This window comes from Kitasatospora sp. NPDC050463, assembly GCF_040655255.1.
GTDB lineage: Bacteria > Actinomycetota > Actinomycetes > Streptomycetales > Streptomycetaceae > Kitasatospora.
Map to the genome: position 1 here is coordinate 164,919 of NZ_JBFAJO010000005.1, position 19,841 is coordinate 184,759.

The 19,841-nt window shown below is 72.2% G+C and carries 18 protein-coding genes; 16 read left to right on the forward strand and 2 right to left on the reverse strand.

Annotation, left to right across the window (positions count from 1 at the left end; translation table 11 throughout):
* Window positions 1-7 precede the first annotated feature (7 nt).
* Window positions 8-2,056 (reverse strand): elongation factor G-like protein EF-G2, encoded by a 2,049-nt coding sequence (locus tag AB0J08_RS05475; protein WP_360627261.1) that lies wholly within the window; start codon window positions 2,054-2,056, stop codon window positions 8-10.
* A gap of 276 nt (window positions 2,057-2,332) precedes the next feature.
* Between AB0J08_RS05475 and pgsA the strand changes: the two genes are divergently transcribed.
* The 16 genes from pgsA to AB0J08_RS05555 all read left to right on the forward strand — a co-directional run bounded on the left by pgsA (window position 2,333) and on the right by AB0J08_RS05555 (window position 18,326).
* Window positions 2,333-2,980, forward strand: coding sequence for a phosphatidylinositol phosphate synthase (pgsA, locus tag AB0J08_RS05480; RefSeq protein ID WP_360627264.1), 648 nt, complete (start codon window positions 2,333-2,335; stop codon window positions 2,978-2,980).
* Between the two features lie 17 nt (window positions 2,981-2,997).
* Window positions 2,998-3,999 carry a phosphatidylinositol mannoside acyltransferase gene (locus AB0J08_RS05485; RefSeq protein WP_360627267.1) on the forward strand — a complete coding sequence of 334 codons (1,002 nt, stop codon included), beginning with the start codon at window positions 2,998-3,000 and terminating at the stop codon, window positions 3,997-3,999.
* A 31-nt stretch (window positions 4,000-4,030) separates the two neighbouring features.
* Window positions 4,031-5,215 carry a glycosyltransferase family 4 protein gene (locus AB0J08_RS05490; RefSeq protein WP_360627270.1) on the forward strand — a complete coding sequence of 395 codons (1,185 nt, stop codon included), beginning with the start codon at window positions 4,031-4,033 and terminating at the stop codon, window positions 5,213-5,215.
* Window positions 5,216-5,308: 93 nt separating this feature from the next.
* The gene (locus tag AB0J08_RS05495; RefSeq protein WP_360627273.1) at window positions 5,309-5,689 is read left to right on the forward strand and encodes an isomerase; all 381 of its coding nucleotides are present in this window, start codon (window positions 5,309-5,311) and stop codon (window positions 5,687-5,689) included.
* Window positions 5,690-5,762: 73 nt separating this feature from the next.
* On the forward strand, window positions 5,763-6,263 hold the full coding sequence (locus AB0J08_RS05500; protein WP_360627364.1) for a hypothetical protein: 501 nt from the start codon (window positions 5,763-5,765) through the stop codon (window positions 6,261-6,263).
* A gap of 155 nt (window positions 6,264-6,418) precedes the next feature.
* A complete protein-coding gene (gene pdxS / locus AB0J08_RS05505; protein ID WP_360627277.1) occupies window positions 6,419-7,330 on the forward strand; it encodes a pyridoxal 5'-phosphate synthase lyase subunit PdxS in 912 nt (303 codons plus the stop codon).
* Between the two features lie 97 nt (window positions 7,331-7,427).
* A complete protein-coding gene (pdxT, locus tag AB0J08_RS05510; RefSeq protein ID WP_360627280.1) occupies window positions 7,428-8,051 on the forward strand; it encodes a pyridoxal 5'-phosphate synthase glutaminase subunit PdxT in 624 nt (207 codons plus the stop codon).
* Between the two features lie 99 nt (window positions 8,052-8,150).
* A complete protein-coding gene (locus tag AB0J08_RS05515) occupies window positions 8,151-8,909 on the forward strand; it encodes a YebC/PmpR family DNA-binding transcriptional regulator (RefSeq protein WP_360627283.1) in 759 nt (252 codons plus the stop codon).
* 175 nt (window positions 8,910-9,084) lie between these two features.
* Complete coding sequence (ruvC, locus tag AB0J08_RS05520; protein ID WP_360627286.1) at window positions 9,085-9,663, forward strand: crossover junction endodeoxyribonuclease RuvC; 579 nt, start codon at window positions 9,085-9,087, stop codon at window positions 9,661-9,663.
* Entirely contained in the window at window positions 9,660-10,271 is a 612-nt protein-coding gene (ruvA, locus tag AB0J08_RS05525) for a Holliday junction branch migration protein RuvA (RefSeq protein WP_360627289.1), read from the forward strand. The genes ruvC and ruvA overlap by 4 nt, the downstream gene beginning before the upstream one ends.
* Window positions 10,272-10,340: 69 nt before the next feature.
* Window positions 10,341-11,417, forward strand: coding sequence for a Holliday junction branch migration DNA helicase RuvB (gene ruvB / locus AB0J08_RS05530; protein WP_360627292.1), 1,077 nt, complete (start codon window positions 10,341-10,343; stop codon window positions 11,415-11,417).
* Between the two features lie 245 nt (window positions 11,418-11,662).
* Window positions 11,663-12,070, forward strand: coding sequence for a preprotein translocase subunit YajC (gene yajC / locus AB0J08_RS05535; protein ID WP_360627295.1), 408 nt, complete (start codon window positions 11,663-11,665; stop codon window positions 12,068-12,070).
* Between the two features lie 234 nt (window positions 12,071-12,304).
* Complete coding sequence (secD, locus tag AB0J08_RS05540) at window positions 12,305-14,029, forward strand: protein translocase subunit SecD (RefSeq protein ID WP_360627367.1); 1,725 nt, start codon at window positions 12,305-12,307, stop codon at window positions 14,027-14,029.
* A gap of 4 nt (window positions 14,030-14,033) precedes the next feature.
* Complete coding sequence (secF, locus tag AB0J08_RS05545) at window positions 14,034-15,140, forward strand: protein translocase subunit SecF (RefSeq protein ID WP_360627298.1); 1,107 nt, start codon at window positions 14,034-14,036, stop codon at window positions 15,138-15,140.
* Between the two features lie 26 nt (window positions 15,141-15,166).
* Window positions 15,167-15,718, forward strand: coding sequence for an adenine phosphoribosyltransferase (locus AB0J08_RS05550; RefSeq protein WP_360627301.1), 552 nt, complete (start codon window positions 15,167-15,169; stop codon window positions 15,716-15,718).
* A 175-nt stretch (window positions 15,719-15,893) separates the two neighbouring features.
* Window positions 15,894-18,326 carry a bifunctional (p)ppGpp synthetase/guanosine-3',5'-bis(diphosphate) 3'-pyrophosphohydrolase gene (locus AB0J08_RS05555; RefSeq protein WP_360627304.1) on the forward strand — a complete coding sequence of 811 codons (2,433 nt, stop codon included), beginning with the start codon at window positions 15,894-15,896 and terminating at the stop codon, window positions 18,324-18,326.
* A gap of 74 nt (window positions 18,327-18,400) precedes the next feature.
* On the opposite strand, the gene AB0J08_RS05560 is transcribed toward AB0J08_RS05555, so the two are convergent.
* Window positions 18,401-19,630 carry a DUF349 domain-containing protein gene (locus AB0J08_RS05560; protein WP_360627307.1) on the reverse strand — a complete coding sequence of 410 codons (1,230 nt, stop codon included), beginning with the start codon at window positions 19,628-19,630 and terminating at the stop codon, window positions 18,401-18,403.
* Window positions 19,631-19,841: the final 211 nt, after the last annotated feature.

A 19,841-nucleotide genomic window follows, 5' to 3' on the forward strand; every position in this document is an offset into this window, starting at 1 on the left:
GTACTTCTCAGCCGGTGTACTTCGCCGCGAGGGCGGCGGGCATCGGCTCGTGGCGCAGGTGGGCGCGGGAGAACTCCGCGGTGCCGTGGGTGAGTGAGCGCAGGTCGACGGGGTAGCGGGCGAGTTCGAGGTCGGGGACCTCGGCGCGCAGCAGGGTGAGGCCGGGCCCGCCGGTCTCGGTGCCGAGGACCCGGCCGCGGCGGGCGGAGAGGTCGCCGAGGACGGCGCCGAGGTACTCGTCGGGCAGCAGGACGCTGACGGCCGAGACCGGTTCGAGCAGCCGGATGACGGCGTGTTCGGCGGCGTCGCGCAGGGCGAGGGCGGCGGCGTTCTGGAAGGCGGAGTCGGAGGAGTCGACGGAGTGCGCCTTGCCGTCGGTGAGGGTGACCCGGATGTCGACGAGCGGGTAGCCGGCGCCGACGCCCTTGGCGAGCTGGGCGCGGACGCCCTTCTCGACCGAGGGGATGAAGTGCTTGGGCACGGCGCCGCCGACGACGTGTTCCTGGAACTCGAAGCCGGCGCCGGCCGGCAGGGGTTCGACCTCCAGCTCGCAGATCGCGTACTGGCCGTGCCCGCCGGACTGCTTGACCAGCCGGCCGTGGCCGGCGGCGGCGGTGCCGAAGGTCTCCCGCAGGGCGACCGTGGGCTCGACGGTGTCGACGTGGACGCCGTGCCGGCCGCGGAGCCGGTCGAGGACGACCTCGGCGTGGGCCTCACCGGTGCACCAGAGGACCAGCTGGTGGGTGTCGGGGTTCTGTTCCAGGCGCAGGGCCGGGTCCTCGGCGGTGAGCCGGGCGAGGGCCTGGGAGAGCCGGTCGTCGTCGGCCTTGCTGTGCGCCTCGATGGCGATCGGCAGGAGGGCTTCGGGCAGCGGCCAGCCGTCGAGTTTCACGGGGTGGCCGGGCTCGTGGACGGTGTCGCCGGCGCGGGCGGTGGTGACCTTGGCGGCGCAGACGAGGTCCCCGGCGACGGCGTGCGGGACGGGCCGCTGGAGTTTGCCGAACGGGCTGGTGAGGCCGGTGACGCGTTCGTCGTTGTCCTGGTCCTCGGGGTGGTCCGGGCCGGTCAGGTGGATGTGGGTGTCGGGGCGCAGCGTGCCGGCGTAGATCCGCAGCAGGCTGATCCGGCCGACGTAGGCGTCCGCGGTGACCCGGACGACCTGGGCGGCGAGGGGGGCGTCGGGGTCGCAGTCGGGAGCGGGGCGGGTGCGTTCGGTGGGGTCGGGGAACGCGGTGGTGATGAGGTCGAGGAGTTCGGCCGAGCCGAGCCCGCGGTCGGTGGTGGGCAGGGCGGGGTGGAGGGCGCAGGAGAGGACCTCGCGGCGCAGGCCGGCTTCGAGGGCGTCGGTGTCGAGCGGTTCGCCGGCCAGGTAGCGCTCCATCAGGGTGTCGTCCTGGCCGGAGATGGCTTCGACGAGGCTCTCGCGGGCGGGGCCGGTGTCGGGCGGCGCTTCGACCGGGCCGTAGACGCGTCCGGTGAGCAGGTCGACGGTGCCGGCGGGGTGGCCGTCCGCGTGGACGGGGAGGAAAAGCGGGCGCAGGGTGTCCGGGCCCAGGCCGAAGGCGTCGTGGCAGGCGGTGAGGATGTCGGCGAAGTCACTGCGGGCGATGTCGAGCTTGGCGACGGCGATGGCGCGGGGGATGCCTTCGGCGGCGCACTCGCGCCACAGGGCGCGGGTGGGGGTGGTGACGGGGTCGGTGGCGGAGACGACGAAGACGGCGCCGTCGGCGGCGTGCAGGGCGGCCCGCAGGTCGGCGGTGAAGTCGGGGTGGCCGGGCGGGTCGATCAGGTTGACCTTGACGCCGTTCCATTCGAGGGGGAGCAGCGAGAGCTGGACGGAGCGCTGCTGCTGGTGCTCGATGTCCTCGTGGTCGGAGACGGTGTTGCCGTCCGTGACGCGTCCGGCTCGGCCGATGGCGCCGGCGGTGAGGGCGAGGGATTCGGCGAGGGTGGTCTTGCCCACGCCGCTGCAGCCGATGAGGACGACGTTGCGCAGCTGCGCGGGGTCGTTGACGGTGGGTGCCTGGCCGGATCGTGCGGTGCTGCGGTCGGGCATCGGGGTCTCCTCCCGTCGCGCCGAGGCTGACGTGAAAAGTCTAGGGGCGGTCTTCGCGGGGCCGCGTGTCGTGGGGACCGCCGTGACCGGGCGTGTGCGCCCGTGTGCCGGGGGTGCCGGGCGGGCGGGGGAAGGGGCCGGTGGGTGGTGAGGTGCGCTCGGGGGTGTCGTCGGCGTGACTACGATGGGTGCGCCGGGTGGGCTGATCCGCCCGGCCGTCTGCTGCGCAATGCGCCGCAGGCGGGTACCAGGGAGATCGGAGCGGTCCGGAAGGCCATGCTCAACAAATACGCGCGTGCCTTCTTCACACGTGTCCTGACCCCGTTCGCCGCGTTCCTGATCCGGCTGGGTGTGAGCCCGGACGCCGTGACGCTGATCGGTACCGCCGGTTCGGTGGCCGGTGCGCTGGTGTTCTTCCCGCGTGGGGAGTTCTTCTGGGGCACCATCACGATCACGCTGTTCATCTTCTCCGACCTGGTGGACGGGAACATGGCCCGCCAGCTGGGCCGGTCCTCCAAGTGGGGGGCCTTCCTGGACTCCACGCTGGACCGGGTGGCCGATGCGGCGATCTTCGGCGGACTGGCGATGTGGTACGCGGGCGAGGGCGACAACAACCTGCTCTGTTCGGTGGCGATCTTCTGCCTGGCGAGCGGCCTGGTGGTCTCGTACACCAAGGCGCGGGCGGAGAGCCAGGGTCTGCCGTGCGATGTGTCGGGGCTGGTGGAGCGGGCCGAGCGGCTGGTGATCAGTCTGGTCGCGGCCGGCGTCGCGGGTCTGCACACCTTCGGGGTGCCGTACGTGGAGTGGCTGCTGCCGGTCGCGCTGTGGCTGGTGGCCGCGGGCAGCCTGGTCACGGTGGTCCAGCGGATGCTGACGGTGCGCCGTGAGGCGTTCGAGGCCGACCGAGCGGCGGCCGGGAGCTGAAGGGGGGCGGGCCTTCGGTGAAGGACCGACTGGTGTACGCGGCCTACGCGTCGGGCTGGGCGGTGCTCAAGCACCTTCCCGAGCCGGCGGCGCGGGGCCTGTTCGACCGGATCGCCGACTACGCGTGGCGCGGGCGCGGCAAGCGGGTGCTCCAGCTGGAGGCGAATCTGCGACGGGTCCGCCCCGGGCTGGACGAGGCCGGGCTGCGGGAGCTGTCGCGGGCCGGGATGCGCTCGTACATGCGGTACTGGATGGAGTCCTTCCGGCTGCCGGTGTGGAGCCGGCAGCGGGTGGCCCGGGACGTCCGGGTCGAGGGCTTCGAGCAACTGCGGGCGGCGATGGAGTCCGGCCGCGGCGCGGTGGCCGCGCTGCCGCACATGGGCAACTGGGACCTCGCGGGTGCCTGGGTGGCGCTGGAGGGGTACCCGTTCACCACGGTCGCGGAGCGGTTGAAGCCCGAGAAGCTGTTCGACCGCTTCGTGGCGTTCCGGGAGAGCCTGGGCATGGAGGTGCTCGCGTTGACCGGCGGCGGGGTGAACGTCGTCGGCACGCTGGCCCGTCGGCTTCGCGAGGGGAGGCTGGTCTGCCTGGTCGGCGACCGGGACCTCTCCGAGGCGGGCATCGAGGTGTCCTTCTTCGGCGAGGCGACCAGGATGCCGGCCGGTCCGGCGGCGCTCTGCCAGCGGACCGGGGCGGCGCTGCTGCCGGTCTCGCTCTGGTACGACGGCCCGCTGCTGCGGGTGCGGATCCACCCCGAGGTGGCCGTGCCGCCGCAGGGGGACCGCAAGGAGAAGACCGCGGTCATGGTGCAGGCGATGGCGGACGTCTGGGAGCAGGGGATCCGCGAGCACCCCGAGGACTGGCACATGCTGCAGCGGTTCTGGCTGGCCGACCTGCCGGTCCGTGCGACGGTGGACGAGGCGGCGCTGCCGGCCGAGGCCGGCCGCCGGGCCGGGCAGCCGGCCGACACCACCCCCGCTCCGGCCGGCGAGCCCGCCGCCGAGGCCTCCGGGGCCTGACCCGCCGCACCTACAGGATCACGAGGAACCAGTGAAGATCGGCATCGTCTGCCCGTACGACTGGGACGTTCCCGGCGGGGTGCAGTTCCACATCCGGGACCTGGCCGAGCACCTGATCGACCTCGGCCACGAGGTGTCGGTGCTGGCGCCCGCCGAGGACGACGAGGCGCTGCCGCCGTACGTGGTCTCGGCCGGGCGGGCGGTGGCCGTGCCGTACAACGGTTCGGTGGCCCGGTTGAGCTTCGGCATCCTGTCGGCGGCACGGGTCCGGCGCTGGCTGAACGAGGGCCGGTTCGACATCCTGCACGTGCACGAGCCGGCCTCGCCGAGCCTGTCGATGCTGGCGGCCTGGTCGGCGTCGGGGCCGATGGTGGGCACCTTCCACACGTCCAACCCGCGCTCGCGGGCGATGATCGCGGCCTCGCCGATCCTCCAGCCGGGCCTGGAGAAGATGCGGGCCCGGATCGCCGTGAGCGAGTACGCCCGGCGGACCCTGGTCGAGCACCTGGGCGGGGACGCGGTGGTGATCCCCAACGGCGTCGACGTCGGCTTCTTCGCGCAGGCCGAGCCGGACGCCCGCTGGACCGGCGGGGCGGCCGCCGGTGAGCCCGGCACGATCGGTTTCATCGGCCGGATCAACGAGCCGCGCAAGGGCCTGCCGACGCTGCTGGCCGCGCTGCCGCGGATCCTGGCCGAGCGGCCGGGGGTCCGGCTGCTGGTGGCCGGCAAGGGGGACGAGGCGGAGGCGGTCGCCGGGCTGGCGCCCGAGGTCCGTGCCCAGGTGGAGTTCCTCGGCATGATCAGCGACCGGGAGAAGGCCCGGCTGCTGCGCAGCGTCGACCTCTACGTGGCGCCGAACACCGGCGGCGAGAGCTTCGGGATCATCCTGGTGGAGGCGATGTCGGCGGGTGCCCCGGTGCTGGCGAGCGACCTGGACGCGTTCAAGCAGGTGCTGGACGGCGGCGACGCGGGGGAGCTGTTCCCGGTCGGGGACGCGAACGCGCTGGCCGGGGTGGCGCTGCGACTGCTGGGCGACCCGGGCCGGCTGGAGGAACTGCGCAAGGCGGCGTCCCGGCACGTGCGGCGGTTCGACTGGTCGACGGTCGGCGCGGACATCCTGGCCGTGTACGAGACGGTGACGGCCGGCACGGTGGCGGTGGTCGGGGAGGACGAGCGCGGTGGTCGGCGCGGCCGGTTCGGGCTGGCCCGGGACTGACCGGGGGCGTCGCGGCCGGGCGGGAATCGGCGCCGCGCGCGCGGGGTTGAGGCTGCCGGACCCACCGATCATCGTGACCCCTGGAGGCACCGGATGCCGCAGATCTCCGTCGACTACTCCCCGAGCCTGGCCGGCGCCTTCGACCGCCGCGCGCTGGGCCTGTCGATCAACCGGCTCGTCGTGAAGACCATCGACGCCGGCCCCGGGGCGTGCAAGACGGTCTTCCGCGAGGTGCGGGACTTCGTGGTCGGCGTCGGCGACGGCGACGCTGCCGAGGGCGGGGACGCCCAGGTGTACGTCGAGTTCCAGATCTTCCCGGGCCGTACGCCGGAGGCGAAGGCGGCGCTCGCCGACGCCGTGCTGGCGCTGCTGGCCGAGCGGATCGCGCCGGCGCCGGGCACCCGGTTGTTCACCGCGGTCAACATCGCGGACATCGACCGCGACAGCTACCGGAGCGCCACGATCGAGGGCTGATGCCGGGCACCCGGTAGCGTAGCGCCCCGTGACTACCTGGATCTGGGCCGGCGTGGCCGTGGTGCTGTTCGGCATGTACCTGAGTTGGACGGCCGGTCGGCTGGACCGGCTGCACGCCCGGATCGACGCCGCGCGGGCCGCGCTGGACGCGCAGTTGGTCCGGCGGGCCTCGGTCGCGATCGAGCTGGCCGCCTCCTCGCTGCTGGACCCGGCGGCCTCGCTGCTGCTGCTGGACGCCGCGCACGCGGCCCGGCAGGCGGACGACGAGCAGCGCGAGGTGGCGGAGAGCCAGCTCAGCATGGCGCTGCGGGCGGTGTTCGCCGAGCCGGAGCAGGTCGCCGTGCTGGTCGCCGAGCCGGGCGGCGAGGAGGCGGTGAAGGAGCTGACGGCCGCGGTGCGCCGGGTGCCGATGGCCCGGCGGTTCCACAACGACGCGGTGCGCGCGGCCCGGGCGGTGCGCGAGCACCGGCTGGTGCGCTACTTCCGGCTGGCGGGCAAGGCGCCGTTCCCGATGGCTTTCGAAATGGACGACGCCCCGCCGCTCGCGCTGACCCCGGAGGGCGCTCCGGCCTGAGCGTCCGGCGTCCCGGGGGCTGAGCCGGGCGTGCCCGGATCCGGCCTGTTTGTCGTATCCCGTCGGCCAGGCTGGACTTGATGGCGCATGGAGAGGCCGTTTCTTCCGCCTACCATAGGGCGATAGCACTGGTTCATCTTCGAGTGAGGTCTCACGTGTCCACCACCCCCACCACCGCAGACCAGCCGCAGATCGGTACCGCCCGGGTGAAGCGCGGCATGGCCGAGCAGCTCAAGGGCGGTGTGATCATGGACGTGGTCAACGCCGAGCAGGCCAAGATCGCCGAGGACGCCGGCGCTGTCGCCGTCATGGCGCTGGAGCGGGTTCCCGCCGACATCCGCAAGGACGGCGGCGTCGCGCGCATGTCGGACCCGAACATGATCGAGGAGATCATCGCCGCGGTCTCGATCCCGGTCATGGCCAAGTCCCGGATCGGCCACTTCGTCGAGGCCCAGGTCCTGCAGTCGCTGGGCGTGGACTACATCGACGAGTCCGAGGTGCTCACCCCGGCCGACGAGGTGAACCACTCCGACAAGTGGGCCTTCACCACGCCGTTCGTCTGTGGCGCCACCAACCTGGGCGAGGCCCTGCGCCGCATCGCCGAGGGCGCGGCCATGATCCGCTCCAAGGGCGAGGCCGGCACCGGCAACGTCGTCGAGGCCGTCCGCCACCTGCGCCAGATCAAGAACGAGATCGCCAGGCTGCGCGGCTTCGACAACAACGAGCTGTTCGCCGCCGCCAAGGAGCTGCGCGCCCCGTACGAGCTGGTCAAGGAGGTCGCCGAGCTCGGCAAGCTGCCGGTCGTGCTGTTCTCCGCCGGTGGTGTGGCCACCCCGGCCGACGCCGCGCTGATGCGCCAGCTCGGCGCCGAGGGCGTCTTCGTGGGCTCCGGCATCTTCAAGTCGGGCGACCCGGCCAAGCGTGCCGCCGCGATCGTGAAGGCCACCACCTTCTTCGACGACCCGAAGATCATCGCGGACGCCTCCCGCAACCTGGGCGAGGCCATGGTCGGCATCAACTGCGACACCCTGCCCGAGAGCGAGCGCTACGCCAACCGCGGCTGGTAGTCGGCCCCCGCGCCACGTCGGCCCGCCGCAGCGCCCCTCGGCGCGCGGCGGGCCGCGCCACGTACACACGACGTAACGATCGAAGAGGTTTGAGACCGTGAGCACTCCAGTCATCGGCGTCCTCGCCCTGCAGGGCGACGTCCGCGAGCACCTGGTCGCGCTGGCCGAGGCCGACGCGCTCGCCCGCCCGGTGCGCCGTGCCGAGGAGCTGGCCGGGGTCGACGCGCTGGTGATCCCCGGCGGGGAGTCCACCACCATGTCCAAGCTGGCCCTGCTGTTCGGCGTGATGGACCCGCTGCGCGAGCGGGTCGCCGCCGGCATGCCGGTCTACGGCACCTGCGCGGGCATGATCATGCTGGCGGACAAGATCCTGGACGGGCGGGACGACCAGGAGACGGTCGGCGGCATCGACATGACCGTGCGCCGCAACGCCTTCGGCCGCCAGAACGAGTCCTTCGAGTCCGGGGTCGCCTTCCGGGGCCTGGACGACGCCCCGGTGCACGGCGTGTTCATCCGCGCCCCCTGGGTCGAGGCCGTCGGCGCGGGTGTCGAGGTGCTCGCCGAGCTGCCGGCCGCCGACGGTCCGGAGAGCCGCGTCGTCGCCGTCCGCCAGGGCAACCTGCTGGCGACCTCCTTCCACCCCGAGCTGACCGGCGACCACCGGGTGCACGGCTACTTCGTGCGGATGGTCGAGGAGCACCTGGCGGCCGTCGCCCGGTAACGCTTCGCCGCCGCACGCGGACCGTGTGCGCCCCACCGGTGGCGGCACCGGTAAGATCTCTCCTGTTCATTTCCCTTTGGCGACGTAAAGGAGCTGGCGATGTCCGGCCACTCTAAGTGGGCTACCACCAAGCACAAGAAGGCCGTGATCGACGCCAAGCGCGGCAAGCTCTTCGCCAAGATGATCAAGAACATCGAGGTGGCGGCGCGCACCGGCGGTGGCGACCCGGCCGGCAACCCGACGCTCTACGACGCCATCCAGAAGGCGAAGAAGAGCTCGGTCCCGATCGACAACATCAACCGCGCGGTCAAGCGCGGTTCGGGTGCCGAGGCCGGCGGGGCCGACTACTCGACCATCATGTACGAGGGCTACGGCCCGAACGGTGTCGCCGTCCTCATCGAGTGCCTCACCGACAACCGCAACCGCGCCGCCTCCGACGTGCGCGTCGCGATGACCCGCAACGGCGGCTCGATGGCCGACCCGGGCTCGGTGTCGTACCTGTTCAACCGCAAGGGCGTCGTGATCGTCCCCAAGGCCGACGGGGTCGACGAGGACAAGCTGTTCGAGGTCGTCCTCGACCAGGAGCCCGAGGAGATCAACGACCTCGGCGAGTCCTTCGAGATCGTCTCCGAGGCCTCCAAGATGGTCGCCGTCCGGACCGCGCTGGTGGACGCCGGCGTCGACTACGACTCGGCCGAGGCCAACTTCCTCCCGAGCATGCAGGTCGAGCTCGACGTCGAAGGCGCCCGCAAGATCCTGAAGCTGATCGACGCCCTGGAGGACAGCGACGACGTGCAGAACGTCTTCGCCAACTTCGACATCAGCGACGAGGTCGGTGCGCAGCTCGACGCCGAGTGAGCGTACTCACTTCCCGGCCCGGTGGTCCCACGACCACCGGGCCGGTGTCGTCGGCGGGAGTGTCCGACCCTGGCGGTAGCCTTCGCAGGTCGCCGCGGTGCGGGCCGGAAGGCGCGCGGGCGGCGGGCCGGAGCGCCCGGCGGCGAGCGGCGCGTTACTGAGAGGCGGGGCCGGAGTGCGGGTACTGGGTGTGGACCCGGGGCTGACCAGGTGCGGGATCGGGGTGGTCGACGGCGCGCCGGGCCGGCCGCTGAAGATGGTCGGGGTCGGGGTGGTGCGCACGCCCGCCGAGGCGGAGATCGGGCCGCGGCTGCTGCTGGTCGAGCAGGGCATCGAGAGCTGGCTCGACGAGCACCGGCCGGATCTGGTCGCCGTCGAGCGGGTCTTCGCCCAGCACAACGTCCGCACCGTGATGGGCACCGCCCAGGCCAGCGCGGTCGCCATGCTCTGCGCCACCCGGCGCGGCATCCCCGTCACCCTGCACACTCCCAGCGAGGTCAAGGCCGCCGTCACCGGCTCCGGCCGGGCCGACAAGGCCCAGGTCACGGCGATGGTGCAGCGGCTGCTGCGGCTGGACGCCCCGCCCAAGCCGGCCGACGCAGCCGACGCGCTGGCGCTGGCCATCTGCCACATCTGGCGCGGCGGTGCGAGCGACCGGATCGCCGCCGCCCTCGCCAAGGCGGCCCCCGCCGCGGCCGCACCGGCGGCCCGAGCCCCGTACTCCGCACGATCTCCCCGAGGAGCCGCCCGATGATCGCCTTCGTCCAAGGGCCGGTGGCCGCCGTCAGCGGCGGCACCGTCGTCGTCGAGGTCGGCGGTGTGGGGATGGCCGTCCAGTGCACCCCGGCGACCGCCGCCGGTCTGCGCCTCGGGGAGCCGGCCCGGCTCGCCACCTCCCTGGTCGTCCGGGAGGACTCGCTCACCCTGTACGGCTTCGCCGACGACGACGAGCGGGCCCTCTTCGAGATCCTCCAGGCCGCGCCGGGTGTCGGGCCGCGCCTGGCCCAGGCGATGCTCGGCGTGCACAGCCCGGACGAGCTGCGGGCCGCCGTCGCCACCGGCAACGAGAAGGCGTTGATCGCCGTCCCGGGGATCGGCAAGGCGAAGGCCGCCAAGCTGCTGCTGGAGTACAAGGACAAGCTGGGCGCCCCGCACGGCAGCGTCCCGGCCCAGAAGCCGATCGCCGCGGGGCCCGCGCCGTGGAGCGAGCAGCTGCACGCGGCGCTGGTCGGTCTCGGCTATGCGCCGCGCGAGGCGGACGAGGCGGTCACCGCCGTCGCCCCCGAGGCCGAGGCGCAGGCCGTCACCGATGTGGGCGCGCTGCTCAGGGCCGCGCTGCGCACGCTCAACCGGGCCCGCTGACACCGCGTCGGCCGTTACCCGCAACCGATCTGACCATCTGTCACCTTGTCGACATTGGAGCCCGCACCGATGAGCCCGTACGACTCCGACCCGGCCGACCGGCTGGTGACGGCCGCCGCCGACGGCGAGGACCAGGCGGTCGAGGCGGCGCTGCGCCCCAAGCAGCTGGACGAGTTCATCGGCCAGGAGCGGGTGCGCGAGCAGCTGTCCCTGGTGCTGCAGGCCGCCCGCAAGCGCGGCACCGCACCCGACCACGTCCTGCTCAGCGGCCCGCCCGGGCTCGGCAAGACCACCCTGTCCATGATCATCGCGGCCGAGCTGGGTGCCCCGATCCGGATCACCTCCGGCCCGGCCATCCAGCACGCGGGTGACCTGGCCGCCATCCTCTCCTCGCTCACCGAGGGCGAGGTGCTCTTCCTGGACGAGATCCACCGGATGTCCCGGCCGGCGGAGGAGATGCTCTACATGGCGATGGAGGACTACCGGGTCGACGTGATCGTCGGCAAGGGCCCGGGGGCCACCGCCATCCCGCTGGAGCTGCCGCCGTTCACGCTGGTCGGCGCCACCACCCGGGCCGGGCTGCTGCCGCCGCCGCTGCGCGACCGGTTCGGCTTCACCGGCCACATGGAGTTCTACGCGCCCGCCGAGCTGGAGCGGGTGGTGCACCGCTCGGCCGCGCTGCTGGACGTGGAGATCGACCCGGCCGGCGCCGCCGAGATCGCCGGGCGCTCCCGGGGTACCCCGCGGATCGCCAACCGGCTGCTGCGTCGGGTCCGCGACTTCGCCCAGGTCCGGCACGACGGCGTGGTCACCCCGGAGATCGCCGCCCAGGCGCTGGAGGTCTACGAGGTGGACGCCCGCGGCCTGGACCGGTTGGACCGCGCGGTGCTGGACGCGCTGCTGCGGCTGTTCGGCGGCGGACCGGTCGGTTTGTCGACATTGGCGGTCGCGGTGGGTGAGGAGGCCGAGACGGTCGAGGAGGTGGCCGAGCCGTTCCTGGTCCGGGAGGGCCTGCTCGCCCGGACCCCGCGCGGGCGGATCGCCACCGCCGCCGCCTGGCAGCACCTCGGTCTGACCCCGCCGGTCCAGACCACCCGGGGCGCGGTGCCGGCCCAGTCGGAACTCTTCCCGGCGGAAGAGGGCTGAACGGGTGACACCGGGACGATCGGGACGCGGACGGCCCTGAGCAGGTCCGCGCGGAGAGCACGCGGAGAAGTCCGGGGAATCAGTGCAGGCACAGGCTCGCCACTTTCGGCGGCAGGATGCGATGCTTGGCGTTGTCCGATCAGTTCGGGGTCGCCTAGACTCCGCCGGACCGCCCCTCTCACCTGACGGGCCGACCATTACCACACAGGCCGCCGGCCGGCGGCCCGTAAAGGACCCTGGCTGCAGTGAACCTCATCATCCTTCTCCTCCCGATCATCGCGATCGTGCTCATGTTCCGGTCGCAGAAGAAGCGCCAGCAGCAGCAGCAGCACATGCAGACCGCGCTGGAGCCCGGGGCCGGGGTGCGCACCATCGGCGGCCTGTACGCCCAGGTGAAGGCGGTCAACGAGGAGACCGTCGAGCTGGAGCTCGCGCCCGGCGTGGTCTCCCACTTCACCAAGAGCGCGATCGCGGCCGTCCTGGACCCGCAGGAGTACGACGCCATCATCAACGGCCGCCCGGCCGACGACGAGCTGTCCGAGCCGGAGGCCGAGGACGCCGACGCCGAGCCGGTCGAGGACAAGCCGCTGACGCTCACCAAGGACAGCGCCGACAAGGGCGACGTCGAGGGCGGGGCTCCCGCGAGCAAGTAGTACGGTCGGGCATTCGCCCGGCCGCGCGGCGCACGCCGCGAGCCCACAGGATCTCAGGGCCGCAGATCCGCCACGCCCCCGTCCGCCACGAGCCGGACGGGGGTCCGGTCGGGGAGGTGGCATGGACAGGGAGAAACGAGCAAGGTGGCAACACCCAAGTCGCGCCCGCGCGACGGTTACCCGGGGCGGGCGCTGGCCCTCATCCTGGTGGTCACCGTCGGACTGGTCGCCCTCATGTTCGGGACGGGCCACACCAAGCCCCGCCTGGGTATCGACCTCGCCGGCGGTACCAGCATCACGCTGAGCGCGAAGTCGACCGACCCCAAGGCGATCAACAAGTCCAACATGGACATCGCCACCGGGATCATCGAGCAGCGGGTCAACGGGATGGGCGTCTCCGAGGCGGAGGTCCAGACCCAGGGCGACCGGAACATCATCGTCAACATCCCCAAGGGCGGTGACAAGCAGAGCGCGGTCGACCAGGTCGGCACCACCGCGCAGCTGTACTTCCGCCCGGTCCTCGCCCTCGCCCCGAGCGGCGTCCAGGTCCCGGCCCCGAGCGCGTCCCCCTCGGCGAGCGGCAGCGCCGCCCCGAGCACGACCCCCTCGGCCACCGGCACGGCCTCGACGGCCGCCACCGCCGGCGCGCCCAGCGCGAGCGCCAGTGCGACCAAGCAGGGCCGCGCCGTCGGCGAGGCCCTCGCCGCCGACGCCACGCCGTCCGCGGGCGCCACCGGCAGTGCGAGCGCCGCCCCGAGCGCCGCCGCCACCGGCAGTGCCGCCGCGACCCCGCCGGCCACCGCGCCCAACCCGGACCTCTCCGCCGCGATGACCTCGGGCACCGTGCCGCCCGAGCTGGCCGCCGAGTTCGCCGCCATCGACTGCTCCAAGCCCGAGCAGCGCAAGAACCTGCAGAAGTCCGAGGAGCAGCCGACCGTGGCCTGCACCCAGAAGGACGAGCGCGGGATCTTCTACAAGCTCGCCCTCGGCCCGGTCGCGGTGAAGGGCGCCGACGTCTCCAAGGCGCAGGCCAGCATCGACACCCAGCAGGGCGCCGGCTGGCAGGTCCAGCTGCAGTTCAACGGCAAGGGCACCGACGCGTTCACCGACGTCACCGGCAAGCTGGCCACCCAGCCGGACCCGGCCAACCAGTTCGCCATCGTGCTGGACGGCCAGGTCGTCTCCCACCCGTACGTGCGCAACGCCATCCCCGGCGGCTCGGCCGTGATCTCCGGCAGCTTCAGCCAGTCCGAGGCGCAGAACCTCGCCAACGTGCTGAGCTTCGGCGCCCTGCCGCTGGAGTTCACCACCGACGACGTCACCACCGTGTCGCCGCAGCTCGGCGGCGACCAGCTGAAGGCGGGCCTGATCGCCGGCCTCATCGGCATGGTCCTGGTGGTCCTCTACTCGCTGGTCTACTACCGCGGCCTCGGCCTGGTGTCGATCGCGGGTCTGATCGTCTCGGCGATCCTGACGTACTCGATCATGAGCCTGCTCGGCGCGGGGATCGGCTTCGCGCTGAACCTGCCGGCCGTCTGTGGCGCGATCGTCGCGATCGGTATCACCGCGGACTCCTTCATCGTCTACTTCGAGCGCATCCGCGACGAGGTCCGCGAGGGCGCCCTGCTGCGCCCGGCGGTCCAGCGGGCCTGGCCGCGCGCCCGGCGCACCATCCTGGTGTCGGACTTCGTGTCCTTCCTCTGTGCAGCGGTGCTCTACCTGGTCTCGGTCGGAAAGGTGCAGGGCTTCGCGTTCACGCTGGGCCTGACCACCGCGCTCGACGTCGTGGTGATCTTCCTCTTCACCAAGCCGCTGATCACCGTGCTGGCCCGCCGGAAGTTCTTCTCCGAGGGTCACCCGTGGTCCGGCCTGGACCCGAAGCGCCTGGGCGCCCGCCCGCCGCTGCGCAGCAGCCGTCGCCGCAGCGCCTCCTCCTCTGCCGCCGTGAAGGAGGCCTGACACCGTGTCGCGCTTCTCCAATCTTGGTCACCGGCTCTACCAGGGCGAGGTCAGTTTCGACTTCGTCGGCCGCCGCAAGCTCTGGTACAGCATCTCCGGCGTGATCGTGCTGGTCGCCGCCGTCGGCCTGGCCATGGGCCTGAAACTCGGCATCGAGTTCAAGGGCGGCTCGGTCTACACCGTCGCCAAGCCCGGGCTGACCATCTCGCAGGCGCAGGACGCGGTGGACAAGATCGTCCACTCGCACCCGCTGGTGCAGGACGTGGACAACGGCAAGAAGATCCGCGTCCAGGTCAGCTCCGAGGAGCAGGTCTCCTCGTCGGTCTTCACGGACAAGCTGTCCAAGGAGCTCGGCGTTCCGGTCGCCGAGATCGACACCCAGGTGATCGGCCCCAGCTGGGGTGAGCAGATCTCCAAGAAGGCCCTCACCGGCCTGATCATCTTCATGGTCCTGGTGACGGTCTACCTGGCGATCGCCTTCGAGTGGCGGATGGCGGTGGCCGCCCTGGTCGCCCTCGTCCACGACCTCCTGATCACCATCGGGGTCTACGCCCTGGTGGGCTTCGAGGTCACCCCCGGTACGGTGATCGGCTTCCTGACCATCCTCGGGTACTCCCTCTACGACACGGTCGTCGTCTTCGACACCGTGAAGGAGAACGCGAAGGGGCTCACCAAACAGAACAAGATCACCTACAGCGAGGCGGCCAACGCGGGCCTCAACCAGACTCTGGTGCGTTCGCTCAACACCACGGTGGTCGCCCTGCTCCCGGTGGCGGCGCTGCTGTTCATCGGTGGCGGCATCCTGGGCGCCGGCACGCTGAACGACATCTCGCTGGCCCTGTTCATCGGTCTCGCCGCCGGTGCCTACTCCTCGATCTGCGTCGCCACCCCGCTGCTGGCGCAGCTCAAGGAGGAGCAGCCGGAGATGAAGGCGCTGGCCAAGCGGGTCGCCCTGCGGCGGGCCTCGGAGGCCAAGAACGCGGCGGCGGGCGGCGAGGTGCCCCAGGGCGAGGAGATCGCCGACGGCGACCTGCCGGCGGGTATGGTCGGTCAGCGCGGCCGGGCGGCCGGCACCTCGCGTGCCAAGGGCCGTCCGTCCACCAAGCGCTGACGCCCGACCGACCGTAAGGACTCTTCGTGACCACCGCCGACACCGCACTGGCCGAGCTGCTGAACAGCCGGATCCGGGATGTCCCGGACTACCCGAAGCCGGGTGTGCTGTTCAAGGACATCGCGCCGCTGCTCGCCGACGCCGCGGCCTTCACGGCCCTCACCGAGGCGCTGGCGGAGCGGGCGACGGCCCTCGGCGCGACCAAGGTGGTGGGCCTGGAGGCGCGCGGCTTCGTGCTGGCGGCCCCGGCGGCCTTCGCGGCCGGCCTCGGCTTCGTGCCGATCCGCAAGGCGGGCAAGCTGCCCGGCGAGGTGTTCCGGCGCTCGTACGAGCTCGAGTACGGCTCGGCGACGCTCGAGGTGCAGTGCGACGCCTTCGCGCCCGGTGAGCGGGTGCTGGTGGTGGACGACGTGCTGGCCACCGGCGGGACGATCGGTGCCTCGCTGGACCTGGTCAAGGAGGCCGGCGCCGAGCTGGCGGGCGTCGTGGTCCTGATGGAGCTGGGCTTCCTGGACGGCCGGGACCGGCTGACCGGGCACCTGGGCGGCGCGCCGCTGGAGACGCTGGTCACGGTCTGAGTGAACGGACGGAGGGCGGCGGTCGGATCATCCGACCGCCGCCCTCCGCGTGTCCGGGGCCGGGCGGCTGAACACGGGGGCGCCGGGCTCGGTACCATGAAGATTCATCCCCTCCCGGTTGTGCGTGATGGTGCGAGCCGCACGAGGGGCCGGCCCGGTGCCCCGAGGAGTGTCCTTGCCCGACGAGGTTGTGCCCACGGCCGAAGCTGCCGCCCCCGAAAACCGTCCCACGCCCTCGGGGGCCACCCCGGCACGCCCGGCGCCGACCTCCTCGCGCCCGGTGGCTCCCGCGAGCCGCCCGTCCTCCTCCGGGGGCATGCGCGCCCGGCTGGCCCGCCTCGGCGGCCAGCGCTCCAGCGTGCTCAATCCCGTTCTGGAGCCGCTGTTCCGCTCGATCCGGGCCAACGACCCCAAGGCCGATCCGGCCCTGCTGCGGGACATCGAGAAGGCGTACGCCGTCGCGGAGAAGTGGCACCGCGGACAGAAGCGCAAGAGCGGCGACCCGTACATCACCCACCCGCTGGCGGTGGCGACCATCCTGGCCGAGCTGGGCATGGACGCCCCGACCCTGATGGCCGGGCTGCTGCACGACACCGTCGAGGACACCGACTACGGCCTGGAGACCCTCCGCAAGGACTTCGGCGACTCGGTGGCCCTGCTGGTCGACGGCGTCACCAAGCTGGACCGGGTGAAGTTCGGTGAGGCCGCGCAGGCCGAGACCGTCCGCAAGATGGTCGTCGCGATGGCCAAGGACCCGCGCGTCCTGGTGATCAAGCTGGCCGACCGTCTGCACAACATGCGCACCATGCGCTACCTCAAGCGGGAGAAGCAGGAGAAGAAGGCCCGCGAGACGCTGGAGATCTACGCCCCGCTGGCGCACCGGCTGGGCATGAACACCATCAAGTGGGAGCTGGAGGACCTCGCCTTCGCGATCCTCTACCCCAAGATGTACGACGAGATCGTGCGCCTGGTCGCCGAGCGCGCCCCCAAGCGGGACGAGTACCTGGCGACCGTCATCGACCAGGTCCAGGGCGACCTGCGGGGCGCCCGGATCACCGCGTCCGTCACCGGCCGGCCGAAGCACTACTACTCGGTCTACCAGAAGATGATCGTCCGGGGCCGGGACTTCGCCGAGATCTACGACCTGGTGGGCATCCGGGTCCTGGTCGACACCGTCCGCGACTGCTACGCGGCGCTGGGCACCATCCACGCGCGGTGGAACCCGGTGCCGGGGCGGTTCAAGGACTACATCGCGATGCCCAAGTTCAACATGTACCAGTCGCTGCACACCACGGTGATCGGCCCCGGGGGCAAGCCCGTCGAGCTGCAGATCCGCACCTTCGACATGCACCGGCGGGCCGAGTACGGCATCGCCGCGCACTGGAAGTACAAGCAGCGCGCGGTGGCCGGCGCCTCCAAGGTCCGCACCGACACCCCGACCCAGACCCGCAAGGACGACAAGGCCGGCGCCGTCAACGAGATGGCCTGGCTGCGGCAGCTGCTGGACTGGCAGAAGGAGACCGAGGACCCGAGCGAGTTCCTGGAGTCGCTGCGCTTCGACCTCTCCAACAACGAGGTCTTCGTCTTCACGCCCAAGGGCGACGTGATAGCGCTGCCGGCCGGCGCCACCCCCGTGGACTTCGCCTTCGCCGTCCACACCGAGGTCGGGTACCGCTGCATAGGGGCGCGGGTCAACGGGCGGCTGGTCCCGCTGGAGTCGACCCTGGAGAACGGCGACAGCGTCGAGGTCTTCACCTCCAAGGCGGAGAACGCCGGGCCCTCCCGGGACTGGCTCGGCTTCGTCAAGTCCCCGCGCGCCCGCAACAAGATCCGGGCCTGGTTCTCCAAGGAGCGCCGCGAGGAGGCGATCGAGCACGGCAAGGAGGCCATCGCCCGGGCGATGCGCAAGCAGGGCCTGCCGATCCAGCGGATCCTGACCGGCGACTCGCTGGTCACCCTGGCCCACGAGATGCGCTACCCGGACATCTCCTCGCTGTACGCGGCTATCGGCGAGGGCCACGTCGCCGCGCAGAACATCGTGCAGAAGCTGGTGCAGGCGCTCGGCGGCGAGGAGGGTGCCACCGAGGACCTCGCCGAGACCGCCACGCCGACGCACGACACCCGCCGGGCGGCGCGCCGGCGGGCCAAGGGCGACCCGGGCGTCATCGTCAAGGGCGTCGAGGACCTCTGGGTCAAGCTGTCGCGGTGCTGCACCCCGGTGCCGGGCGACCCGATCGTCGGCTTCGTCACCCGCGGCAACGGCGTCTCGGTGCACCGCGCCGACTGCGTCAACGTGGAGGCGCTCAGCCAGCAGCCCGAGCGGATGATCGAGGTCGAGTGGGCGGCCACCCAGTCGTCCGTCTTCCTGGTGGCCATCCAGGTCGAGGCGCTGGACCGCTCCCGGCTGCTCTCGGACGTCACCCGGGTCCTCTCCGACCAGCACGTCAACATCCTGTCGGCGGCGGTGCAGACCTCCCGCGACCGGGTGGCGATGAGCCGCTTCACCTTCGAGATGGGCGACCCGAAGCACCTCGGCCACGTCCTGAAGGCGGTCCGCGGGGTGGAGGGCGTCTACGACGTCTACCGGGTCACCTCGGCCCGCAAGTAGGACCGGAGCAGGACGGGCGACGCGAAGGGCCCCGGGAGTTCCCGGGGCCCTTCGTCGTGTCCGGCGTCGGCGGATCAGCCGCTGAACTCCTCCTGGCTGCGGTGCGCCTGCTCCAGCAGGGTCCGCACGCCGGCCAGCTCGGACTCCAGCTTGGCGACCTTGCCGGTGTTACCGGCCGCGCGGGCCTTGTCCAGGTCGGCCTGGATCTTCTCGGCCTTGCTCTCGAACAGGCCGACCATGCCGGCGGCGCGGGCCTTGGCCTCCGGGTTCGAGCGCTTCCACTCGCTGTCCTCGGCCTCGCGGATCGCCCGCTCGACGGTGTTCAGCCGGGCGTCCAGCTTCGGGCGGGCGTCGCGCGGCACGTGCCCGATCGCCTCCCAGCGCTCGTTGACGTCGCGCAGCGCGGCCTTGGCGGCCTTCAGGTCGGTGATCGGCAGGATCGCCTCGGCCTCGGCCGCCAGCACCTCCTTGAGCTTCTGGTTCTCGACCTGCTCGGCGTCGCGCTCGCTGAACACCGCGGAGCGGGCCTGGAAGAAGACGTCCTGGGCGCCGCGGAAGCGCGCCCACAGCTCGTCCTCGATGTCCCGCTGGGCGCGCCCGGCGGCCTTCCAGCGCGCCATCAGGTCGCGGTAGCGGGCCGCGGTCTCGCCCCACTCGGTGGACGAGGAGAGCGCCTCGGCCTCGGTGACCAGCCGCTCCTTGGTGGCCTTGGCCTGGTCGCGCTCGGCGTCCAGGGTCGCGAAGTGGGCCTTGCGGTGCTTCGAGAAGACCGAGCGGGCGTGCGAGAACCGGTGCCACAGCTCGTCGTCGCTCTTGCGGTCCAGCCGGGGCAGGCCCTTCCAGGTGTCCACCAGCGCGCGCAGCCGGTCGCCGGCCTCGCGCCACTGGGTGGACTCGGCGAGCCGCTCGGCCTCCGCGACCAGCTCCTCCTTGGCCGCACGGGTCTCGTCCTGCGCCTTGGCGCGGGCCGCCTTGCGCTCCTCGCGGCGGCTCTCGATGTCACCGGCGAGCGTGTCCAGCCGCTTGGCCAGCGCGTCCAGGTCGCCGACCGCGTGCCCCTCGGTCACCTGCGCGCGCAGGTGGTCCAGCGCGGCCTGGGCGTCCTTGGCGGCCAGGTCGGTGGTGCGCACCCGCTTCTCCAGCAGGCCGATCTCCACCTCGATGCCCTGGTACTTGCGCTCGAAGTAGGCGAGAGCCTCCTCGGGCGAGCCGGCCTGCCAGGAACCCACGACACGTTCGCCGTCGGCCGTCCTGACGTAGACCGTGCCCTGCTCGTCGACACGGCCCCACGGGTCGCTGCTCATAGCGCGTCCTCCACATGACGTCGCGCCCGCGCCGGGGCGGTACGCGTACGTCGTCCACAGTTGATGTGCGGCGGACCGATGGGTCCGCCGTCCCGTCCGCCGTGTTCTGCTGCCGAGGGTGACGGCCGGCGGGTCTGGGCACCCTACACAACGCCAACATAGGCGACCAGGCCCGGTGCTGTCCGCATCCGGGCCGGGCGATTTCGGGCCG